Consider the following 19,889-nt stretch of genomic DNA (forward strand, 5'->3'; position numbering starts at 1 on the left):
CACGCGATTTTCTAAAAATCTTGTTAAGACTCATGTTACAAATTTCTGGGCAGAGTTTGGCCGATGACGTGCGAAAGCCACTGGCAATAAAACGCCACCTCACGAAGAGTTTTGCACACCAACACGCGCGCGACACGGGCCAAACTTGGCGGTCAGGGCAAGAATCAAACCCGACATCGTCGCAATCATTCCCGCCGCGCTGACAGCGTCCGCACCGCCCAGCCACAAAGGCCCGTATCCCGCCAGAACATAGCCGGCCACAGCCGAAATGATGGCGAAGACAACGCTCCAGACAATCTGTGTTTCCAGACGGTTGGTCATCATCCGGGCGGCCGCAGGCGGGCAAATGAACATGGCAATCACGATGATCGAACCGACCGCATCAAAGGCTGCCACAGCCGCTATGGCCGCCGTGATGACCAATGCCATGCCCAACACACCCGTTCGAATACCAATGGTCCGCGCAAACCCTTCGTCGAACGTGGATATCTTCAACGGGCGCCAGAACAACCAAGTGAACAGGATCACCCCAATCAGAGTTAGCCCGATCCGCGACAGTTCGGGCGGTAGCCCCGCCAGCGCCTCAAGGTCCCAAAGCGAGGACCAGCCGGTCGCATCCAACCAGATCAGGCTTTCCAGATTGCCATACAGCGCGTGTTCCACGTCCAGATGGACGGTCGACGTATCAGTTTGCTCAAGCAACAGAACTCCTGCCGCGAACATTGTGGTAAAGACAACGCCCATGGCAGCACCGGGTTCAATCTGCCCCAGACGGCGGATCGCCTCGATCAGAACCACCGCCAAGATGGCGGCACCTGCGGCCCCAAGCATCATCGGCCAGGTTGAAATCGCGCCGGTCAGCAAAAACGCAACGACGATTCCGGGCAGAACAACATGGCTGATCGCATCCCCGATCAAGGCTTGTTTACGGAGCACCAGAAAGTTGCCGGGCAAGGCGCAGGCGATGGCTGCAAACGTACCAATCAAAAGTGGCGTGAGGGACAGAGGGACAAATTCCTCACCGCTCATGCCGGCACCTCTTGTGGGCCGCCAATGCGGCGATCAATCTCGGCGATCTGATCCTGGGTCAGAACAGTATCTATGTCGCGCAGACCATCATAAAGCGCCGCCGTCGCCTCATGCGCTTGATCTGACCGCACAACCTGCCATCGTTTTTCGTCGCGCAACGCTTTGGCCGCACGGGCTTTGCCGGGATCTGTCGCGACACCATCTGCGCGGACCAAACCGGCACGGCGCAAAAGGCGCAGCGTCAGAGGTTCATAGATCTTCTGGTCCTGCGCCAGCGCCAGCAGACCCTGCCGAATATGCACACGTCGCTGAAAACGAAGGTGGCGCAGCACGGCGGCAAGAACACCTCGGACCGGTGCAAGAAACAACGACAGAATAAAAAACGCAAAACTTACCAGAACGATGATCGGGCCAGTTGGCAAGTTTGGGGCTGACGCCGATAAGGCTGCCCCGACGTAGCCCGCCAAACCACCAGCCAGACCCGCCAGCAGAACCACCCGGTCAGAGCGTTCGGACCAGAACCGGGCCGTTACTGGTGGGATGATCAGCAAAGCAACAATAAGGATCAAGCCGACGATTTTCAGGCCAACAACGGTCACAGCCATCACCAGCCCCATCATGGCAAGGTCAATCCGATGCACAGGCAATCCCCGTGCCGCAGCATAATCCGGGTCGAATGCAACCATGGTCATTGGCCGCCGGATCACCATGACCAAAAGCAATGTCGCTGCCCCACCAATGGCTATGATCAGCGCATCAGCCCAGAGCATTCCGGCCGTCGAGCCCAAAAGGAACCCTTCCAACCCGGCCTGACGCCCAACACCCATGGTCTGGATGACCGTCAGCAAGACAATCCCCAACCCGAAGAACACAGACAGGACAGCGCCAATCGCCGCATCTTCGGCCAATCGTGTGTGACGGGTCAGCCAATTCATGCAAAGCAGGCCCACCCAGGCCGATACGGCAGAGCCCGCCAGCAACCCAATCAGGTTGCGCCCGTCCCCGCCCAGCGCGACCAAAGCCATAAAGGCCAGACAGACACCCGGCAGGGTCGCGTGGCTGATTGCATCACTGACCAGCGCGCGCTTGCGCAGGAACAGGAATGTGCCCGTCACCCCGGCAGACACGCCCAGCAAGGTCGCACCAATGGCAACCAGCGTGGCGTTGTAGCCAAGCTGCAAACTCAGAGCATCCCAAAGCATGATTTATCCCAGTGCGCGTGAAATCTGATCGATCTGCGCAGTTGCCAACCGACCGCCATAGGCAGATTGCAGGGTCTCTGCCGTAAAGGCCTCTGCCACAGATCCCTCAGCAACTTTGCGCGTATTGATCAGGAAGACATGATCAAAGTAATCCGTGACCGTCGCAAGGTCATGATGCACGACCACAACGGTCTTGCCTGCCTCTTTCAGCGACTTCAGCACCTCGATAATCGCTTTTTCGGTGGCTGCATCGACCCCGGCAAAAGGTTCATCCAACAGATACAGATCGGCATTCTGGGCAAGGGCACGTGCCAGAAAAACTCGCTGCTGCTGACCACCGGATAACTGTCCGATCTGACGGTCTGCAAAATCCTGCATACCAACTCGGTTCAAGCATTCCGTGGCACAAGACACGTGGCGGGCGCGGACACGCCCCAACAAACCCAATTCCCGCGACAGCCCCATCAGAATCACATCGATCACACGGGTGGGAAAGTCCCAATCCACGCTGGCCCGTTGTGGGACATACGCGATGCGCGCGCGCTGTTTGTCTAGCGGCCTGCCAAACACGCTCACCTGACCAGACAAAGGCGAGACAATACCCAACGCCGCCTTCAGCAAGGTCGATTTCCCAGCCCCGTTCGGACCGATGATCGCTGTCATTGCTCCGGGCTGCACGGTCATATCTACCGAAAATACGGCCGGTTTTTGACCGTATGAAACGGTCAAGCCCCGGATGGCCAAGGGGCTGCTATCCAACCCCTGGTCCGCGATTTTGACACCCTGATCGGCTATCAGATCCAGCATTTCTCAGAACCCCGCCGACAGTTTTCCGTCCATGCCGCGACCGGGCACTTCACCGTCCAATGCCCCGGCAATTACTGTAATATTATGGTCCAGCATACCGACGTAAGTGCCTTCATAAGTCCCGTCTTCCCCCATGGCGTCCGAGAACAGCTCACCGCCAACCTTAACCTCGTGCCCTTTCGCCGCGGCACCTTCGATCAGCGCCCGCATCGAACGATCCGAGACCGAGCTTTCGACAAAAACAGCCGTGATCTGACGATCCACCAACACATCAACCAACTCGCCAATCCGGTTCAACCCAGCCTCGGACTGGGTCGAGATGCCCTGGATGCCCAAAACCTCGAACCCGAAACTTTCACCGAAATAGCCAAAGGCGTCATGGGCCGTGACCAAAACCTTGTTGTTGTCCGGCACAGTCCCAAGCGTGTCCTGCGCATAGGCGGTCAGACGGTCGACATCAGCCAGATGGGCCTGCGCGTTAGCAGCAAAGATCTCGGCCGCTTCCGGGTGTACTTCCGTCAGCGCTGCCTGCACTTCGATGACAACATCACGCCACAACTCGGGCGTCATCCACACATGTGGATCGTATTTGTCGGCATAATCGTCATGGGCGCGCAGTTTGGATTTATCAATTCCATCCGCAACAGCAATGACCGTCCGTTTGCGCGCAAGATCCTGAAAGAAGCCTTCCATCTGCGCCTCAAGATACAGACCATGCCACAGCACCAGATCAGCCCGGGTCATTGCCACAATATCACTGCGGGTCTGGCGATAGGCATGCGGGTCAACGCCCGGCCCCATCAAACCCTTAACTTCGACCTGATCGCCCCCGACCTGACGCACCGCATCTGCAATCATGCCTGTCGTCGCGACCACTTTCAGTGGCGCGTCAGCCCAGGCTGCAATCGGTAAAGCAGCGGCAATTGCCATAGCTGCAAGAAAACTGCGACGAATCATTGCGTCCCTTTCAAGGTACTCTCTTGCGACTAAATATGAGAACCATTCGCAACTAAGTCAACGCTAATGCGAATTATTCGCAACAAAACCCCTGTATTTTGTCCAAATGGTCAAAAAAATACACTCCCAATTGGCCTGCATGCCTTCCATTTGGTCGCATGCCGTGCGATTTTGGCGCAAACCTCCCAAAGGACGTGAAGATGGAAACGCAGAGCTCAGAAAGCCCCGTGCGCACCGCGCATCTGCCGCAAGTGACCGAACCCCGGAATCCGGGCATGGATCTCGATCTGGAGTGGGTGCGCGCCGTGCAGGCCAATACTTCGGCCATTGAGCGCCGCGCCGCGACCCTGCCCGGTCGACGGTCGGTCAAGAAAGAGTATCAGGCGGCATGGTTGCTCAAGGCGATCACGATGATCGACCTGACCACCTTGTCGGGCGATGACACCATTGGTCGCGTGCGACGCCTGTGTGCCAAGGCGCGACAGCCGGTGGCATCTTCAACGCTGCAAGCCCTGGACATGCCACCAATCACGACCGGGGCGGTTTGCGTCTATCACGATATGATCGAAACCGCCGTCAGCGCTTTGGAAGGTACCGGAGTTCCTGTTGCAGCCGTGTCGACGGGCTTTCCTGCAGGCCTCTCGCCTTTTCATCTGCGCATTGCCGAGATCGAGGAAAGCGTGAAAGCCGGAGCCGAGGAAATCGACATCGTGATCTCGCGCCGCCACGTGCTGTCGGGTGACTGGCAAGCGTTGTATGAAGAGATGAAGGCTTTCCGCGTGGCCTGCGGCGATGCACATGTCAAAGCCATTCTGGCAACCGGCGAACTGGGCAGCCTGCGCAACGTGGCGCGTGCCTCGCTGGTCTGCATGATGGCCGGTGCTGATTTCATCAAGACCTCGACCGGCAAGGAAAGCGTCAACGCCACCCTGCCTGTCACGCTGGTCATGATCCGCGCGATCCGCGACTACTATGATCGCACCGGGTATCGCGTGGGTTACAAACCTGCGGGCGGTATCTCGAAAGCCAAGGACGCGCTGGTCTACCTGTCGCTGATCAAGGACGAACTGGGCGATCGCTGGCTGGAACCCGACCTGTTCCGCTTCGGGGCGTCATCTCTGCTGGGCGACATTGAACGGCAATTGGAACATTACGTCACCGGGGCATACTCGGCTGGCTACCGTCATTCGATGGGCTGAGCCCGAGGGAAACCTCAGGACATTGAGTATTTGGGAAAAGATGAAATCATGACTGTGAAAGAAATCTTCGAGACCATGGATTACGGCCCCGCCCCCGAAAGCGCCGCCGAGGCACTAGCCTGGCTGGTCGATCAGGGTGACAAGTTCGGCCACTATATTGACGGGGCCTTCACCAAACCGGGCAAAGGCTTTGACAGCCGCAATCCTGCGACTGGCGAGGTTCTGGCCAAGCTGACACAGGCAAAACAGGCGGATGTGGACTCCGCTGTCGCTGCCGCCCGAAAAGCCCAGCCGAAATGGGAGAAACTGGGCGGCGCAGGTCGCGCACGGTATCTTTACGCCATCGCGCGCCTGTTGCAGAAACATTCCCGTCTGTTTGCGGTGCTGGAAAGTCTGGACAACGGCAAACCGATCCGTGAGTCGCGTGATATCGATATCCCGCTGGTACAGCGCCACTTCTACTACCACGCAGGTATGGCGCAGCTGATGGAAAGCGAATTGCCCGACGTCGAGGCGCTGGGTGTCTGCGGGCAGATCGTTCCGTGGAATTTCCCGCTTTTGATGCTGGCCTGGAAGATCGCTCCGGCGCTGGCGATGGGTAACACGGTGGTTCTGAAGCCGGCTGAGTATACCTCGCTGACCGCGCTGCTGTTTGCCGATATCTGCACGCAAGCCGGGCTGCCCAAGGGCATGGTCAACATTATCACCGGCGACGGCGCGGTCGGTGAAATGATCGTTGCCTCAGACGTGGACAAAATCGCCTTCACCGGCTCAACCGTTGTGGGCCGCCGCATTCGCGAAGCGACTGGTGGCTCTGGCAAGGCGCTGACTTTGGAGCTGGGTGGCAAATCCGCCTATGTCGTCTTTGACGACGCCGATATTGATTCAGCCATCGAAGGTCTGGTCGATGCGATCTGGTTCAATCAGGGTCAGGTCTGCTGCGCCGGTTCGCGCTTACTGGTACAGGAAGGCATCGCCGACCGGTTCCACGACAAGCTGCGCGCGCGGATGGACACCCTGCGCATTGGCGACCCACTGGATAAATGCATCGACGTAGGCGCGGTTGTCGATCCGGTTCAATTGCAAACCATCAAAGGTTTGGTCGACAGCAACACTGTTGGTCACGTCCATCAGGCGGCCTGCGAGCTGCCCGCAAACGGATGCTACTATCCGCCGACGCTGATCTCTGGCCTCGAAACATCCGATCCGCTGATGCAGGAAGAAATCTTCGGCCCGGTACTGGTCTCGTCAACCTTCCGAACCCCGGAAGAGGCGGTGGAGCTGGCCAACAATACCCGCTACGGGCTGGCCGCAACGGTCTGGACCGAGAATGTGAACCTTGCCCTGGACATCGCGCCCAAGCTGGTTGCGGGCGTGGTCTGGGTAAACGCGACCAATCTGTTCGACGCAGCTGCCGGATTCGGCGGCGTACGCGAAAGCGGCTTTGGTCGCGAAGGTGGTTGGGAAGGGCTGGCGGCCTACACCAAACCCAAGGGCAAAGCCAAGCCGCTGGCAAAGATCGAAGCGGTGATGGCCGAAGGGGCTCCGGTCGATCCGATTGACCGAACGGCCAAGATGTATATCGGCGGCAAACAGGCGCGGCCCGACAGCGGGTATTCGAAACCGATCTGGGGCAAGTCCGGTCTTTTGGGTCATGTGGGCCTTGCCAACCGCAAGGACGTCCGTAACGCCGTTGAGGCTGCGGCGGGAGCCACGGGTTGGTCCAAGACCACGGGTCATTTGCGGGCGCAGATCCTGTACTACATCGGCGAAAACCTCTCGGCTCGTGCCGGTGAATTCGCAGCACGTATCGATGCCATGACAGGTAAAAAGGACGGAGCGAAAGAGGTCGAAGCCTCAATTCAGCGCCTGTTCACCGCCGCCGCTTGGGCCGACAAGTATGACGGTCAGGTTCATGGTGTTCCGATCCGGGGCGTTGCGATTGCCATGAAAGAACCTGTAGGTGTCATCGGCGCACTCTGCGCGGATGAGGTGCCGCTGCTTGGTCTCGTCTCGGCTATGGCTCCGGCGATTGCCATGGGCAACCGTGTGATTCTGGCCGCGTCCGAACCCTATCCGCTGGCCGCAACCGATTTCTACCAGATCCTCGAAACCTCGGACGTGCCTGCAGGGGTGGTCAACATCCTGACTGGCAGCCATGCGGAACTGGCGAAACCGCTGGCCTCGCATCTGAACGTGGATGCGGTCTGGTCGTTCTCGTCCTCCGACCTGTCAAAGGAGATCGAAGTTGTCTCGGCCGGGAACCTGAAACGGACCTGGGTCAATAACGCGACGGCATTTGACTGGAGCATGGACCATTCCCGCCGGTTCCTTCAGGCTGCGACCGAAGTGAAGAACATCTGGGTGCCCTACGGCGAGTAGGGTTCCCGCATCAGGGAGGCCTACATGAGTTTTTCAGGAGACTTTTCAGGAAAAACCGTCGTCGTGATCGGCGGCACAAGTGGTATCAACCGGGGCATTGCCGAGGCTTTCGCAGCCTCGGGTGCCAAACTGGCGGTTGCCAGCCGGTCGCAGGAAAAAGTGGACGATACGGTTGCGGCCCTGAAAAAGGTCGGCGCGGCTGAGGCGATCGGTGCTGCCTTTGATGTTCGCGACTCTGACTCGGTAGCTGCAGGTCTTAAACACTTCCATGAGGCTTTGGGCGATTTCGACGTGCTGGTGTCCGGCGCAGCCGGTAACTTCCCGGCGCTGGCTGCCGAGATGTCGGTCAACGCCTTCAAGACCGTGATTGACATTGATCTGATGGGCACTATCCATGTGTTGAAAGGGGCCTATCCTTACCTGAAACGCCCCGGCGCCAGCATCATCAACATCTCGGCCCCGCAATCTTATCTACCTTACGAAGGTCAGGCTCATGTATGCGCTGCCAAGGCGGGTGTGGACCAGATCACGCGCACTTTGTCGATGGAATGGGGCGTCGAGGGCATCCGTGTGAACTCGGTCGTGCCCGGTTTCATCGAAGGCACAGAAGGGGCCAAACGTCTGGCACCCACCCCGGATGCGGGGGAAGCGCTGCGCAAGGACGTGCCCTTGGGTCGCTGGGGTCAGCCACAGGATGTTGCCAATGCCTGCCTGTTCCTAAGTTCGGACATGGCCAGCTATATCAGCGGCACAGTTCTGGCCGTGGACGGTGCGCTGTACCAGCGCGGATCAGGCAAGTTCGGCCAGATGATGGGTCAGATGCTGCGTAGCATGAAAAAGGGTTGAGCAACGCTCAACCCCCTGTCATTCAATTGGTGGTTTCCAAGCCTACTGGCTTGCCAACAACCGTGAAATGTAGCCCCTCAGGATCCAGCAATTCAGAGGCCACGCGGTTCACTTCGTCCAGTGTCACCGCGTTCACCTTGTCGTTGCGGGTAGCGATATAGTCGATCGGCAGACCTTCCATCTGCATGCCAACCATGATCCCCGCGATCTGCGCGTTGCCATCGAACCGCAGCGGATAAGCGCCGGTCAGATAGGTCTTGGCATCATCCAGTTCTTTCTGCGACACACCGTCCTCAGCAGCGCGGGCCCATTCGGCGCGGATAACTTCGACCGCTTCGGCGATCCGGTCATTGGCCGAAGATACTGAACCCAGATAGACCGAGGCCAGGTCCTTGGGCACCAGATACGTCCCCACACCGTAAGTCAGGCCGCGTTTTTCACGCACCTCCTGCATCAGGCGGCTTTCGAACCCGCCACCGCCCAGGATGTGGTTCAGGATATAGGCGGCGAAGAAATCCGGATCATCACGGTCGATCCCTTTCTGGCCAAACAGCGCGACCGATTGCGGCGTGTCAAAGTCGATGACGCTTACGCCACCTGAAATCGAAACCTCGGCCTTGTCCGGAATCGGTTTGCCCGTGTCCGGCAGGTCCGCAAGAAGTTGGTCGAGCAATCCGCCCAATTCCTCTGCAGTTATGTCACCCACGGCACCGACAAACAGGCGATCCTTGGCAAAGACATTGTCATAAGCTGCCACCACGTCTTCGCGCGTCAGACCTGCAACACTGTCCAGATTTCCTTTGCCTTCGGACCCGTAAGGATGCTCTCCGTATGCCATTTTGGCGAAACTGCGCCCGGCAATGTCATTCGGATCGGTCTGATCCGATCTGAGACCCGAGAGGATCTGCGCCCGCACCCGATCCACTGCATCCTGATCAAAGCGAGGCGCGTGAAGGGTGGTTTGCAACAGCTCCACAACCTCGTCCCGGTTCTCGGTCAGAAACTGCGCGGATATCGAAACTGTGTCGTCGCTGGCATTGTAGCCAAATGAAGCGGCCAGAGATTCAAGTTCCCGAGCATAGGATCGGGCGTCCATGTCGCCAGCGCCTTCTTCGATCAACCCGCTCATCAGATAAACCGCGCCGCGTTTGTCCGGATCATCCAGTGATGTTCCGCCTCGGAACCGAAACTCCACGGCAGTGAATGGGATCGAGTGGTCTTCGACCAGCCACGCGGTGATGCCACCGGGCGAGGTGACCTCCTTGATCTCGATCTCGGCCCAGGCGGGTAGCGCAAATACAAGGGCAATCAGAGTTGTGAATAAGGCCTTCATTGCGTCACCTCATCGTCGCGCGTCAGCCAGCCGGTAACGGATGCTTCGGGTTGCAGCACGTCGCGGGCGGCTGCGATGATCTCATCACCAGTCACGGCTTGCAGAATGTCTGGCCAGGCCTGAACATCTTCGACCGTCAGACCACTGGTCAATGCCCGGCCATAGCGGTTGCCTATCCCATCCACATTGTCACGCGCATAGGTCTGGGCGGCGCGCAATTGCATTTTTATACGGCCCAGATCTTCTTCATTCACGCCTTCAGCGATGAAATCGGCGACTGCCTGATCCATGGCGTCTTCAGCCTCTTGCAGCGACACGCCTTCGGCAGGTACGACCAGTAGGTCAAATGTCGTGTCATCCAGCGATACACCCCGATAAAACGCGCCGGCATAAACAACCTTCTGATCCTCGAACTGAAGCTTTTCATTCAGGTAAGAGGTCGTTCCACCCCCCAGAAGTTCGGCCAGCAGATACAAAGCGGCAGCTTTTTCCTGCGCGCCCGGGTCACGTTCAGGCGCAAGATAGCTGCGCTGCACATAAGGTTGCGAAACGCGCGGATCCTTGAAGGTCAGGCGACGTTCGGTGGTTTGCGGCGGCTCCTGAGAGCGTACGCGCTCAGGCAAGTCCGCGTTTGCAGGGATCACGCCGTAATACTGGTCCGCCAAATCGCGAACCTCGTTCGGATCCACATCTCCGGTCACCACCAGAATGGCGTTATTGGGCGCGTAGTGGGTCTGGTAGAAGGACAGGGCATCATCCATATCCAGCGTTTCCATCTCGTGCTTCCAACCAATGATCGGCACGCCATACCGATGGTTGAGATATTGCGCCGCGCTCATCTGTTCGCCAAACAAGGCGCGCGGATTGTTTTCAGTGCGCTGGTTGCGTTCTTCCAAAATCACATCCCGTTCGGTGAGGATGTCATTTTCGGACATGCGGATGTTTCGCATCCGGTCCGCCTCCATCCGCATCATCAGTTCCAGGCGATCTGCAGCGACGCGTTGGAAATAGGCGGTGTAGTCGTACGAAGTAAATGCGTTGTCATTGCCACCATTCGCTGCGACGGTCGCCGAAAATTCCCCCGGTGCCAGCGTATCGGTGCCTTTGAACAGCAAGTGTTCCAGAAAATGCGCCACGCCGGATGACCCGACAGGTTCATCAGCCGATCCGGCCCGATACCAGACCATATGCTGAACGACGGGCGCGCGGTGATCTTCGACCACCACGACGTCCATACCGTTGTCCAGCGTAAATGTTGTGACCGCCTCTTGTCCGTCCTCGGCAAAAACCGGGGTGGCGGCAATCAGGACGGCCGACAGTGTCAGGGCCCGAACCATGGGGCATCCTCCGTTTCGTTTCTGGGTTTCAAACTACGGTGGCGCGGCGCAGGTTCAAGGGAGATGACGGAAAGTTAAGAATTATTCATTCGCAGGTGGCGATGAAGGTGTTTCTATCCCAGCGCCGCGGGCCGCCTCGGTTTCCTGAAAGGGATCAATGGATTGACGTTCGTAAACCTGCGCATAGCGATCAACCGGGAACAACCGCAGGCCGGTCCAACGACCACGGCGCTTGCGGAAGGCATCATCCTCTTCCTGAACCACCTGTCGCGTGTTGGTCGGCACACCATAGCGGCTGGACGCCGTGACCAGCGCTGCATCGGAAGACGGAACCGAGGTGTTCGGGTTCAACGCCGCTGCATTCCCGCCCAATGCGAGAACTGCATCAGCATTGGGGTTGGGATCCGTCAGGTTTCCGCCACCCGGCGTCGGCGCGGGCAGGAAGGCATAGTCCTGAGGTTCCGTCAGCGGCTTGACCGGCAGCACCGAAAACTCATCCGGTCCTTGGCCCGGAGGCTCAAGATCGCGCAAGCCGGGGTTGGAGCATCCCGCAACGGCGGCAGCAACTGTCAAAGCAAGTATGGCGCGCGGCATCCGCATTATCGTCTCCAGCCTGTTTTGTGAGCTTTTATCGCATATCAACCGGCGCGTCACGAGGGCTTTTTACCATCGAAGAGAACCAGACCAATTGCTCCGGCAAATATGAACACATCGGCCAGATTGAACACAAACGGATTGTTGATCCCACAGCAGGACATGTTCAGAAAATCCAGAACAAAGCCGTAGAGTACACGATCAACCACGTTGCCCAGCGCACCACCAATCAGCAAACCGCCGCAGATCAGCATGAACTTCGTCGGTGTCGAGCGCCGCAGCCAAATCACCACAGCGATACAGATTGCGATGGAAACACCGATCAATATCCAGCGGGACGCGTCACTGTCCCCCTGAAACAAGCCGAAATTGATCCCGCGATTCTGGCCGTATTTGAACACCAGAAGGGGCGGCAGCACGTCGATGCCACCCAGTTGATCAGCCACACGCATCACATGAACGACCAGATACTTGCTGACCTGGTCGATCACAAACGCGGCCAATCCGGCCCAGATCAACAGCCGATAACCCATCAGTGACGGAAATGCCGCATACCGGTGAAGACCATCGCCAATCCCGCCTCGTCAGCGGCCGCAATCACCTCGTCATCACGCATCGAGCCGCCCGGCTGAATCACACAGGTCGCACCCGCTTCGGCGGCCTCCATCAACCCGTCGGGGAAGGGGAAGAACGCGTCTGATGCCACTGCGGATCCGATTGTCAGCGGCTGCGGCAGGCCCAACACATCGGCCATACGTTCGGCCTTTTTGGCGGCAATCAGGGCAGAATCCACACGGCTCATCTGTCCAGCGCCGACACCCACTGTCGCGCCGTCCCTTACATAGACGATGGCGTTGGACTTGACGTGTTTGGCCACTTTCCAGGCAAACAGCAGATCGCGCATCTGCTCGTCTGACGGGGCTTTCTTGGTGACGACTTTCAAATCGTCCATGCCAACAAAGCCATTGTCCTTGTCTTGCACCAAAAGGCCACCAGCCACCTGACGCACCGTCTTGCCGCCCGCTGTTACATCCGGCAGGGCTTCGGTCGTCAGCAGTCGCAGGTTTTTCTTAGCCGCAAAGATCGCTTTGGCCTCGTCCGATGCGCCTGGCGCGATCACTACCTCGGTGAAGATACCGGTGATTTCCTGTGCAGTTTCGGCGTCCAGTGGCTGATTCAACGCCACGATCCCACCAAAGGCCGAGGTACGGTCGCAATCGAACGCAGCCTTATAGGCCTCAATCAACGTCGCGCCCTTCGCTACACCGCAAGGGTTGGCATGTTTGATAATTGCGCAAGCCGCGCCCTGAGCGGGATCAAACTCGGCGACCAGTTCAAAGGCCGCGTCAGTATCGTTGATATTGTTATAGCTCAGTTCCTTGCCCTGATGCTGAACCGCGGTTGCCACGCCGGGGCGATTGGTTCCATCGGAGTAGAACGCCGCCTGCTGATGGCTGTTCTCGCCATAACGCAAGGTCTGCTTCAACTCACCCGCAAACGCACGGCGTTTGGGCACCTCCAGCTGCAGTGCATCGGCCATCCAGTTCGATACAGCACTGTCATAAGCTGCGGTGCGAGCATAGGCCTTTTGGGCAAGCCACTGGCGGAAACCCAGCGACGTCTTGCCGTAGTTTTCTTCCAGTTGATCCAGCACCGAGGAATAATCCTCGACATCCACCACCACATTAACGAACGCATGGTTTTTCGACGCCGCGCGGATCATCGCAGGACCGCCGATATCAATGTTCTCGATGCACTCGTTATATTCCGCGCCTTTGGCCACAGTGGCCTCAAACGGGTAGAGGTTCACCACCAGCAGGTCGATCGCGCCAATACCGTGTTCTTCCATCGCGGCGACATGGGTATCGTTATCCCGCAGGGCCAACAAACCGCCATGCACCATCGGGTGCAGGGTCTTGACTCGGCCATCCATCATCTCAGGAAACCCGGTGATTTCGCTGACATCTTTGACCTCTAGCCCGGCATCGCGCAGCGCCTTAGCGGTCCCGCCGGTCGACAGCAGCTCGATCCCGCGCTCGGCCAGCGCCTTTCCCAGCTCGATCAATCCGGTCTTGTCGGAAACGGAAAGCAACGCGCGGCGCACGGGGTGAAAGTCGGTCATGGGTCCAAAGGTCCTTTTGGCGTCAGTCGAATTCGGGTTCGTCCCGGTGCAGATCGCGCACGGCATAGGCTGTATCCTGTGCCTTGCTCAGCGTCCACCCGATGCGCGTCGCATACTCCATCGCGCGCCCGGATAGAACGATCTGTTTTGTCGCGCGTGGCTTTAAACGCCCTTTTTCAAGATAAACGCTTGGTTCGACGCTTAACTTTCCAGTGCCATCATGGCGAAATACCCAGATCTCGCCACTTTTCAGTGCCATCGACACCGCCGCCCCGCCCAAGTCCACCGCCGCATCCACGTCAGGATGCAGATGAAACCGAATGTCAAATGCAAGGCCGGATAGGCCGGATGCGTCCATGGCCTTGTCGAACTGCCGCTTTGCCTTGTCTGTGGCTGTCACTAACATATCCTCGCCGACCAACTCGCGCCCATCAAACCGCAGCTCGAATGTACGGGCATGCGTCAGGCCAAAGACCTTCACATAGCCATCATGACCGGCCATGAACCCGACGCCTTCGACCGCGTCCGCGAATTCAACTGGAACATCCTGCGGTGCATCCACCAGCGCCTGGTGGTCACTGCCTGCAAGGGGGTTGGCCAGCCGAGCACTGGAATAGCCATCCAGGCATAGCGTGGAATGCGAGGGGGTTGCCCGCCCCGCTCGACGCCAGTCCAGACCAAAACTCGCACCTGATCCGCAATTCACAATCAACGGACGGCGCCCGGATGTCAGTTCGAATGCCAATGTCGAAGCATGGGCGTTCAGGGATGCCGTGCCGGAAGGCGGCGTGCTGGCGTCGACGATAATGGTTGTTCGCGCAGCAGCAAGGCGGGCATATCCCAGTGGCAGCTCGGTTGCGGCCTTAAACTTGACGCCGCTTTCGGCCAAAGCCTGTTCCAACCGGCCTTCGACCCCGCGCCCGCCACCGTGGAACCGTGCAAGCGCCCCGTCGGCATGGCGCAAACTGCGCAATGTCGGCGCGACCCGCTTGATGGCATTGGCCTGCGCCGCAGGCGTGCCGCGCCCCAACTCTTTCAACGCGGACGAAGTCCAGCTGAGCAGGGTAAACACTTCGAGCAATTCTTCCGGGTTGCGCGTTGGAATGCCGCCGTGCTTGTCCACCTGCCTGTCGCATTCACGGGCCAGCGCGCGCAGGGCGGGATCAGCCATCTGTTCAAGCCCCTCCAGCGCCAGACCTGCCTGAACCAGACCCGCCAAGGCTTCGAACCGGGGCAGCCCCGGGGTCGCGGCATGCCAGCGTTTCGACAGAAACCAGGTTTGTTGTGCAAGCGCGCCGAAGAATTGATTGCTTTGTTTTTCGTCAACACCACGCAGCAGGAAAATTGCGTGGTTGATCCAGCGCATCACCCGCCGCCCGGTCAGGTCCGGCTCCCAGCCCGGCCCATGACCGCGACCATGTGCCTCGATCCAGCCCCAGACCCAGCGTTGCGCTTTTTGCCGTGCCCGCATGTCTCCGACGGCGGCCAGATCATCGAGCCACGCAAAACCATGCCGTTCATCATCAAATCCAGCGCTTGGGGCTGCGACGTCCCACAACCCTGTGTCCTGCGCTTCGACAAGATACCCGGCGAACAGAAGGTTACCGGCAACAAGCTGCCGCCCCCGCGCAAAGGCCCCAACACTGCGCGGTTCCGGCTGAGCCACAAAACCCGTGACCGCCTTTTGCCGCTGGCTCAGGCGCGCGTAGAAACGGTTCTGAAACCGCATCCATCGACTGGTCATGGTGTCCGAATTTGACATGACGCTTGTTACTCTGCCCCTTGCGCTCTGCTGGCGCTTGAACCAACGATAGACCGCGCCGATCGTCAAGTCATCGAAAAGCGTTCGCTCAGGCGGATTTGTTCAGGCAGGCGATGTAGAACCCATCCATCCCGCCGCGATCCAGCCAATAGTCCGGTCGCAGCCGCAGACCGCCTTCTTCTGTGATCCAATCTTTTTCGATACCGGGTATGTTCAGCGCCGTGCGATCCACGCTCATGTCCGAATACTGCGGCAGCGCCTCTTCGATCTGAACTTCGCCCTCATCAGGCAGCAGGGAACAGGTGCAATACACCAACCGCCCACCGGGTTTGAGCAGGGTCCAGGCATGGGCCAACATCCGCGATTGCAGATCGATCAGATCGCCGAAGGCCGACCCATCCTTGGCGAAGGGCAAATCAGGATGACGCCGGATCGTGCCTGTGGCGGAACAGGGTGCATCCAGCAAGATCGCATCGTATTGACCTTCATGATCCAGCGCATCGCCTGCAACAACCTGAGCGCTCAACCCGGTTCGGGCAAGGTTTTCGCGCACGCGTTCAATCCGCGCCTCTGAGATATCCAGCGCCGTGACCTTGGCGCCTGCAACCGCCAGCTGCAGCGTCTTCCCCCCCGGGGCGGCACATATGTCCAACACCGTTTCACCGGCCTTTGGGGCCAGAATCTGAACCGGCAAAGCTGCCGCCGCATCCTGAACCCACCAATCTCCGGTAGCGTATCCCGGCAGGGCCGAGACTTGTCCTGCATTGTCCAATCGCACCGATCCGGTAGACAGCGCCTCACCTGCCGGAGCATCACATCCCGGTTTCACCGTCAGATCCAGCGGTGCACCGGCGAACTGCGCTTGCTCCATGCCTGCGACGGCCTCAGGTCCCCAAGCCGTCACCAGCGGGTCGCGCAACCATTCTGGCAAACGCGGCACCCGCATTTTTGGCCAAGCCTCGGGTCCTTCAGCGGCCACTTTACGCAATACCGCGTTCATCAGCCCTTTCAACCGCCCGTGCTTGCGCGAACGCCCGATGATCTCGACCATCGAATTCACCACGCCATGCGCTGCCTCACCGTTGCAAAGCTCAACCGCGCCAAGTCGCAGGGCGTTGTGCACGGTCAAGGCCGGTGTACGATTCAGGTGATTGTCCAGCAGACGGTCGGCACGTTCTAACCCCCGCAGCGTCTCCAGGGCCAACCGCTGCGCCCGTGCGCGATCTTCCGGGGGCAAGCGATCCAGCGCACCCGCTGCCAGACATTCAGATAGCAACCGACCCTCGCCCAGAATCTGATCCAGCAGGTAGATTGCGCTGCGCCGCGCTGCTGTTGCACTGTTAGACATGGTACCGCCTTAATGTGATCTGTGCCCGCATTGCCTTTGGCGGACGGGGGCGTATATCAAGGCGGTGGACGGAAAGGAACCCGATGTCATGAGTGACGACCCCAAAGACTTGCCTGCCGCCGCTCAGCGCGCCCTGGCCGAGGCTGACGAGCGTCGCCGCAAAGCCAAAGCCGAGGCCAAGGAACTGCCCAAGGAACTGGGCGGACGTGATGGCCCGGACCCTGCCCGCTATGGCGATTGGGAGAAAAAAGGGCTGGCGATCGACTTCTGACAGTTCACCTGCGCAAGGCCTGCAGAAAATCATCAATCAGTGCGCGCTGCTTTTTGGACTTTGCACGTTCCTCAGGCCAAGTCAGCCAATAGCCATCCTGAGTTCTTAGTTCCGGCAAGCCAAGCCTGCGCAAACGCCCAGCCTGCAAATCATCTGCCGCCAGCGGGACGGACCCCAGCGCGACACCCGTCCCCTGCCGCGCCGCCGTCAATGCATGTTCCATCGAATCAAAACTGACGTTTGATTGTGGCAGATCGGGTTGATCAGCCTTGACGGACCAGTCCTGCCATCCCGGCCTTTCCCCACGCACGTCAATCAGCGGCGCACCCCAGAAAACATCTATGGCAGCCATTGGCACCAACATCTCATCCGCGATCAATGCCGCATCACGTCCGGGCCAGGCACCGCGCCCGTAGCGGATTTGAAGCCATGTGCGTTCTTCGTCCAGCGATGATCGTCGCGCCACCGAGTCGGTCATCACCCGCACGTTGGGGCGCAGTTCGTGAAACTTTCCGAGACAGGGCAACACCAGCGCATGAATGTGTGATGACAGCGCCGCCACCCGCAGCGCACGGGGTGTTTTTCCGAACAGCTCTTCGGTATTGCGCTCTAAGGCCTGCAAGCTGTCTTGCACCAGAGGCAAATAGCTTTCGCCTTCAACGGTCAGCGACACACCGCGCGCTTCGCGCACAAACAGCGACCGACCCAACCACGCTTCAAGATTGCCAATCCTCTGGCTGACAGCCGCCTGCGTCAAACCGAACTCTCGCGCTGCGGCCGAGAATCCGCCCAACCGCCCCGCCGCCTCAAAGACACGCAGCCAGTCCAGCGGAGGTAGTCCGATCTGTTTTCTAGCCATTAGATTTTCCATGCCTCAGCAGAAAGAAGGATTAATTGTCGTAATGCCATAAGGGGCGTATGTGCTCAAGCAAAGCCCGCGCTGAACAGGAGAACCCCAATGCTGCGCTCCGCCACTTTTGACACCTCGGTTGTGACTGTTGAGTTCGACACCGGCACCAAGGCCCGCTTCCACGCCATCTGGCTGCGCGACAACGCGCTTGACCCTGAAACCCGCGCACCCGGAAATGGCCAGCGCCTGATCACAATCGGCGATATCCCAACCGACATTTCCGTCAGCGCCGCCGAGATCAGCAATGGCGATCTGAGCGTCACGTTTCAGCCCGAAGGCAAAACGGTCACCTTCCCCGCTGACTGGCTAGCCGCACATACCTATGACTGCGACAGGACGCGAAAAAACGGCTGGCTCGCGCCCGACCTGACCACGTGGCAACGCGGCTTTGACGCGCCCGACGCGGATTGGTCCGACGTGCACACCAGCCCGACTGCCAAACGCGACTGGCTGGCCGCCGTTGCAGAGTTCGGATTTGCCAAGCTGACCGGCGGTCCGACCGATCCGGAATCGCTGCTGCAGGTGGCCGATCTGTTCGGGTACGTGCGCGAGACCAACTATGGGCCCTATTTCGAGGTGCGGACCGAAGTGAACCCGACCAACCTCGCCTATACCGGCCTTGGTTTGCAGGCGCACACCGACAACCCCTATCGCGATCCGGTGCCGACGTTACAGATCCTGTATTGCCTTGAGAACTCAGCTGAAGGCGGTGATTCCATCGTTGTGGATGGCTTTCGCGCTGCCCAACGCCTGCGCGAATTGAATCCCGAAGGATTTGACCTGCTCGCAGGCTATCCCGCCCGGTTCGAATACAAGGGTTCTGACGATGTTTGCCTGCGTTCGCGGCGCCCGATGATTGAGCTTTCGCCTGACGGTGAGATGGTCGGTATCCGGTTCAACAACCGGTCCTCCGCGCCGTTCGTCGATGTGCCCTTTGATCAGATGCAGGCTTTCTACGCCGCCTACCGCCAGTTGGGAGAGATTATCGACGACCCAAACATGGGCGTATCATTCAAGCTGGAGCCGGGCGAAAGCTTCATCGTTGACAACACCCGCGTCTTGCACGCGCGGCTGGGCTATTCCGGCTCGGGAACACGTTGGTTGCAGGGGTGCTATGCCGATAAGGACGGGTTGCTGTCGACGTTGGCCGCAATGCAATTGGCACAGCCGGAGGCGGCGGAATGAAGCCCGACTTTTCGACCCTGACCCGCGCCAACATCGTGGCGTTCATCGCGGATATCTTCGAGCGTCGCGGCGGAGAGGAATATCTGGGCGAGCCCGTTACAATGGCCGAACACATGCTGCAAGGCGCAGCTATTGCCGAACAGAACGACATGCCCGAAGAGATCATAGTCGGTGCCCTACTGCATGACATCGGGCATTTCACGTCCGAGTTCGGCACCTATCACCCGGATGATACCCAAGATCGCCACCACGAAGACGCTGGTGCCGATGTGCTAGAACAGTTCTTTCCAACCGTCATCACCGATTGCTGCCGCTATCATGTCGCGGCCAAACGTTACCTGTGCGCCACCAAGCCTGAGTATTTCAACCGTTTGTCCGAAGCCTCGGTCCACACATTGGAGCTGCAGGGCGGACCGATGAGCGCCGAGGAAGTGGCCAAGTTCGAGGCAAATCCGAACCTGAAAGAGATTATACAGGTGCGGTATCTGGACGAAGCTGGAAAACGCGCCGATATGAAGACCCCCGATTTTCCCCATTTTGCGCCAATGGTACAGCGGATGGTCGATCGGCATTTGGGAGCGACCTGAACGCGTCATATAAAAACC

18 protein-coding genes are annotated in these 19,889 nt (G+C 59.0%); 6 read left to right on the plus strand and 12 right to left on the minus strand.

Going from position 1 to position 19,889, the window contains the following annotated elements:
- Positions 1-99: 99 nt before the first annotated feature.
- The 4 genes from D9K61_RS18175 to D9K61_RS18190 are packed head-to-tail and all read right to left on the minus strand — an operon-like array spanning position 100 to position 3,995.
- Complete coding sequence (locus D9K61_RS18175; protein WP_120634620.1) at positions 100-1,029, minus strand: metal ABC transporter permease; 930 nt, start codon at positions 1,027-1,029, stop codon at positions 100-102.
- Positions 1,026-2,231 carry a metal ABC transporter permease gene (locus D9K61_RS18180; protein ID WP_120634621.1) on the minus strand — a complete coding sequence of 402 codons (1,206 nt, stop codon included), beginning with the start codon at positions 2,229-2,231 and terminating at the stop codon, positions 1,026-1,028. Before D9K61_RS18180 ends, D9K61_RS18175 begins: the two co-directional genes overlap by 4 nt.
- A 3-nt stretch (positions 2,232-2,234) precedes the next feature.
- Positions 2,235-3,038 (minus strand): metal ABC transporter ATP-binding protein, encoded by an 804-nt coding sequence (locus D9K61_RS18185; RefSeq protein WP_120634622.1) that lies wholly within the window; start codon positions 3,036-3,038, stop codon positions 2,235-2,237.
- A 3-nt stretch (positions 3,039-3,041) separates the two neighbouring features.
- Positions 3,042-3,995, minus strand: coding sequence for a metal ABC transporter solute-binding protein, Zn/Mn family (locus D9K61_RS18190; protein ID WP_120634623.1), 954 nt, complete (start codon positions 3,993-3,995; stop codon positions 3,042-3,044).
- A 200-nt stretch (positions 3,996-4,195) separates the two neighbouring features.
- On the opposite strand from D9K61_RS18190, the gene deoC reads away from it, so the two are divergent.
- From deoC to D9K61_RS18205, 3 genes are read left to right on the plus strand one after another with little or no spacing between them, the layout of a single operon-like run.
- A complete protein-coding gene (gene deoC / locus D9K61_RS18195; protein WP_120634844.1) occupies positions 4,196-5,194 on the plus strand; it encodes a deoxyribose-phosphate aldolase in 999 nt (332 codons plus the stop codon).
- A 48-nt stretch (positions 5,195-5,242) separates the two neighbouring features.
- On the plus strand, positions 5,243-7,576 hold the full coding sequence (locus D9K61_RS18200) for an aldehyde dehydrogenase family protein (RefSeq protein WP_120634624.1): 2,334 nt from the start codon (positions 5,243-5,245) through the stop codon (positions 7,574-7,576).
- A 24-nt stretch (positions 7,577-7,600) separates the two neighbouring features.
- Complete coding sequence (locus D9K61_RS18205) at positions 7,601-8,422, plus strand: SDR family oxidoreductase (protein ID WP_120634625.1); 822 nt, start codon at positions 7,601-7,603, stop codon at positions 8,420-8,422.
- A gap of 22 nt (positions 8,423-8,444) precedes the next feature.
- Here the strand turns inward: D9K61_RS18205 and D9K61_RS18210 are convergent, their stop codons facing one another.
- The 7 genes from D9K61_RS18210 to D9K61_RS18240 all read right to left on the minus strand — a co-directional run bounded on the left by D9K61_RS18210 (position 8,445) and on the right by D9K61_RS18240 (position 16,918).
- The gene (locus D9K61_RS18210) at positions 8,445-9,755 is read right to left on the minus strand and encodes a pitrilysin family protein (RefSeq protein ID WP_120634626.1); all 1,311 of its coding nucleotides are present in this window, start codon (positions 9,753-9,755) and stop codon (positions 8,445-8,447) included.
- On the minus strand, positions 9,752-11,092 hold the full coding sequence (locus tag D9K61_RS18215; protein ID WP_120634627.1) for a pitrilysin family protein: 1,341 nt from the start codon (positions 11,090-11,092) through the stop codon (positions 9,752-9,754). Before D9K61_RS18215 ends, D9K61_RS18210 begins: the two co-directional genes overlap by 4 nt.
- Before the next feature lie 81 nt (positions 11,093-11,173).
- Entirely contained in the window at positions 11,174-11,692 is a 519-nt protein-coding gene (locus tag D9K61_RS18220; protein WP_120634628.1) for a DUF3035 domain-containing protein, read from the minus strand.
- A gap of 50 nt (positions 11,693-11,742) precedes the next feature.
- Entirely contained in the window at positions 11,743-12,219 is a 477-nt protein-coding gene (gene lspA, locus D9K61_RS18225; RefSeq protein WP_120634629.1) for a signal peptidase II, read from the minus strand.
- Positions 12,219-13,808 (minus strand): bifunctional phosphoribosylaminoimidazolecarboxamide formyltransferase/IMP cyclohydrolase, encoded by a 1,590-nt coding sequence (purH, locus tag D9K61_RS18230; protein WP_120634630.1) that lies wholly within the window; start codon positions 13,806-13,808, stop codon positions 12,219-12,221. The genes lspA and purH overlap by 1 nt, the downstream gene beginning before the upstream one ends.
- 22 nt (positions 13,809-13,830) lie before the next feature.
- Positions 13,831-15,570: a heparinase II/III family protein gene (locus D9K61_RS18235; protein ID WP_120634845.1), complete on the minus strand. Its 1,740-nt coding sequence runs from the start codon at positions 15,568-15,570 to the stop codon at positions 13,831-13,833.
- A gap of 88 nt (positions 15,571-15,658) precedes the next feature.
- Complete coding sequence (locus D9K61_RS18240) at positions 15,659-16,918, minus strand: RsmB/NOP family class I SAM-dependent RNA methyltransferase (RefSeq protein ID WP_120634631.1); 1,260 nt, start codon at positions 16,916-16,918, stop codon at positions 15,659-15,661.
- Between the two features lie 88 nt (positions 16,919-17,006).
- On the opposite strand from D9K61_RS18240, the gene D9K61_RS18245 reads away from it, so the two are divergent.
- Entirely contained in the window at positions 17,007-17,189 is a 183-nt protein-coding gene (locus D9K61_RS18245) for a DUF1674 domain-containing protein (protein WP_120634846.1), read from the plus strand.
- A gap of 4 nt (positions 17,190-17,193) precedes the next feature.
- Here the strand turns inward: D9K61_RS18245 and D9K61_RS18250 are convergent, their stop codons facing one another.
- Complete coding sequence (locus D9K61_RS18250; RefSeq protein WP_120634847.1) at positions 17,194-18,048, minus strand: LysR family transcriptional regulator; 855 nt, start codon at positions 18,046-18,048, stop codon at positions 17,194-17,196.
- Positions 18,049-18,147: 99 nt separating this feature from the next.
- Between D9K61_RS18250 and D9K61_RS18255 the strand changes: the two genes are divergently transcribed.
- Together D9K61_RS18255 and D9K61_RS18260 are read left to right on the plus strand one after the other, a co-directional pair.
- Positions 18,148-19,284 carry a gamma-butyrobetaine dioxygenase gene (locus tag D9K61_RS18255; protein WP_120634632.1) on the plus strand — a complete coding sequence of 379 codons (1,137 nt, stop codon included), beginning with the start codon at positions 18,148-18,150 and terminating at the stop codon, positions 19,282-19,284.
- Complete coding sequence (locus D9K61_RS18260) at positions 19,281-19,871, plus strand: HD domain-containing protein (protein ID WP_120634633.1); 591 nt, start codon at positions 19,281-19,283, stop codon at positions 19,869-19,871. The genes D9K61_RS18255 and D9K61_RS18260 overlap by 4 nt, the downstream gene beginning before the upstream one ends.
- Positions 19,872-19,889: the final 18 nt, after the last annotated feature.

Source organism: Ruegeria sp. EL01, assembly GCF_900313035.1.
Taxonomy (GTDB): domain Bacteria; phylum Pseudomonadota; class Alphaproteobacteria; order Rhodobacterales; family Rhodobacteraceae; genus Ruegeria.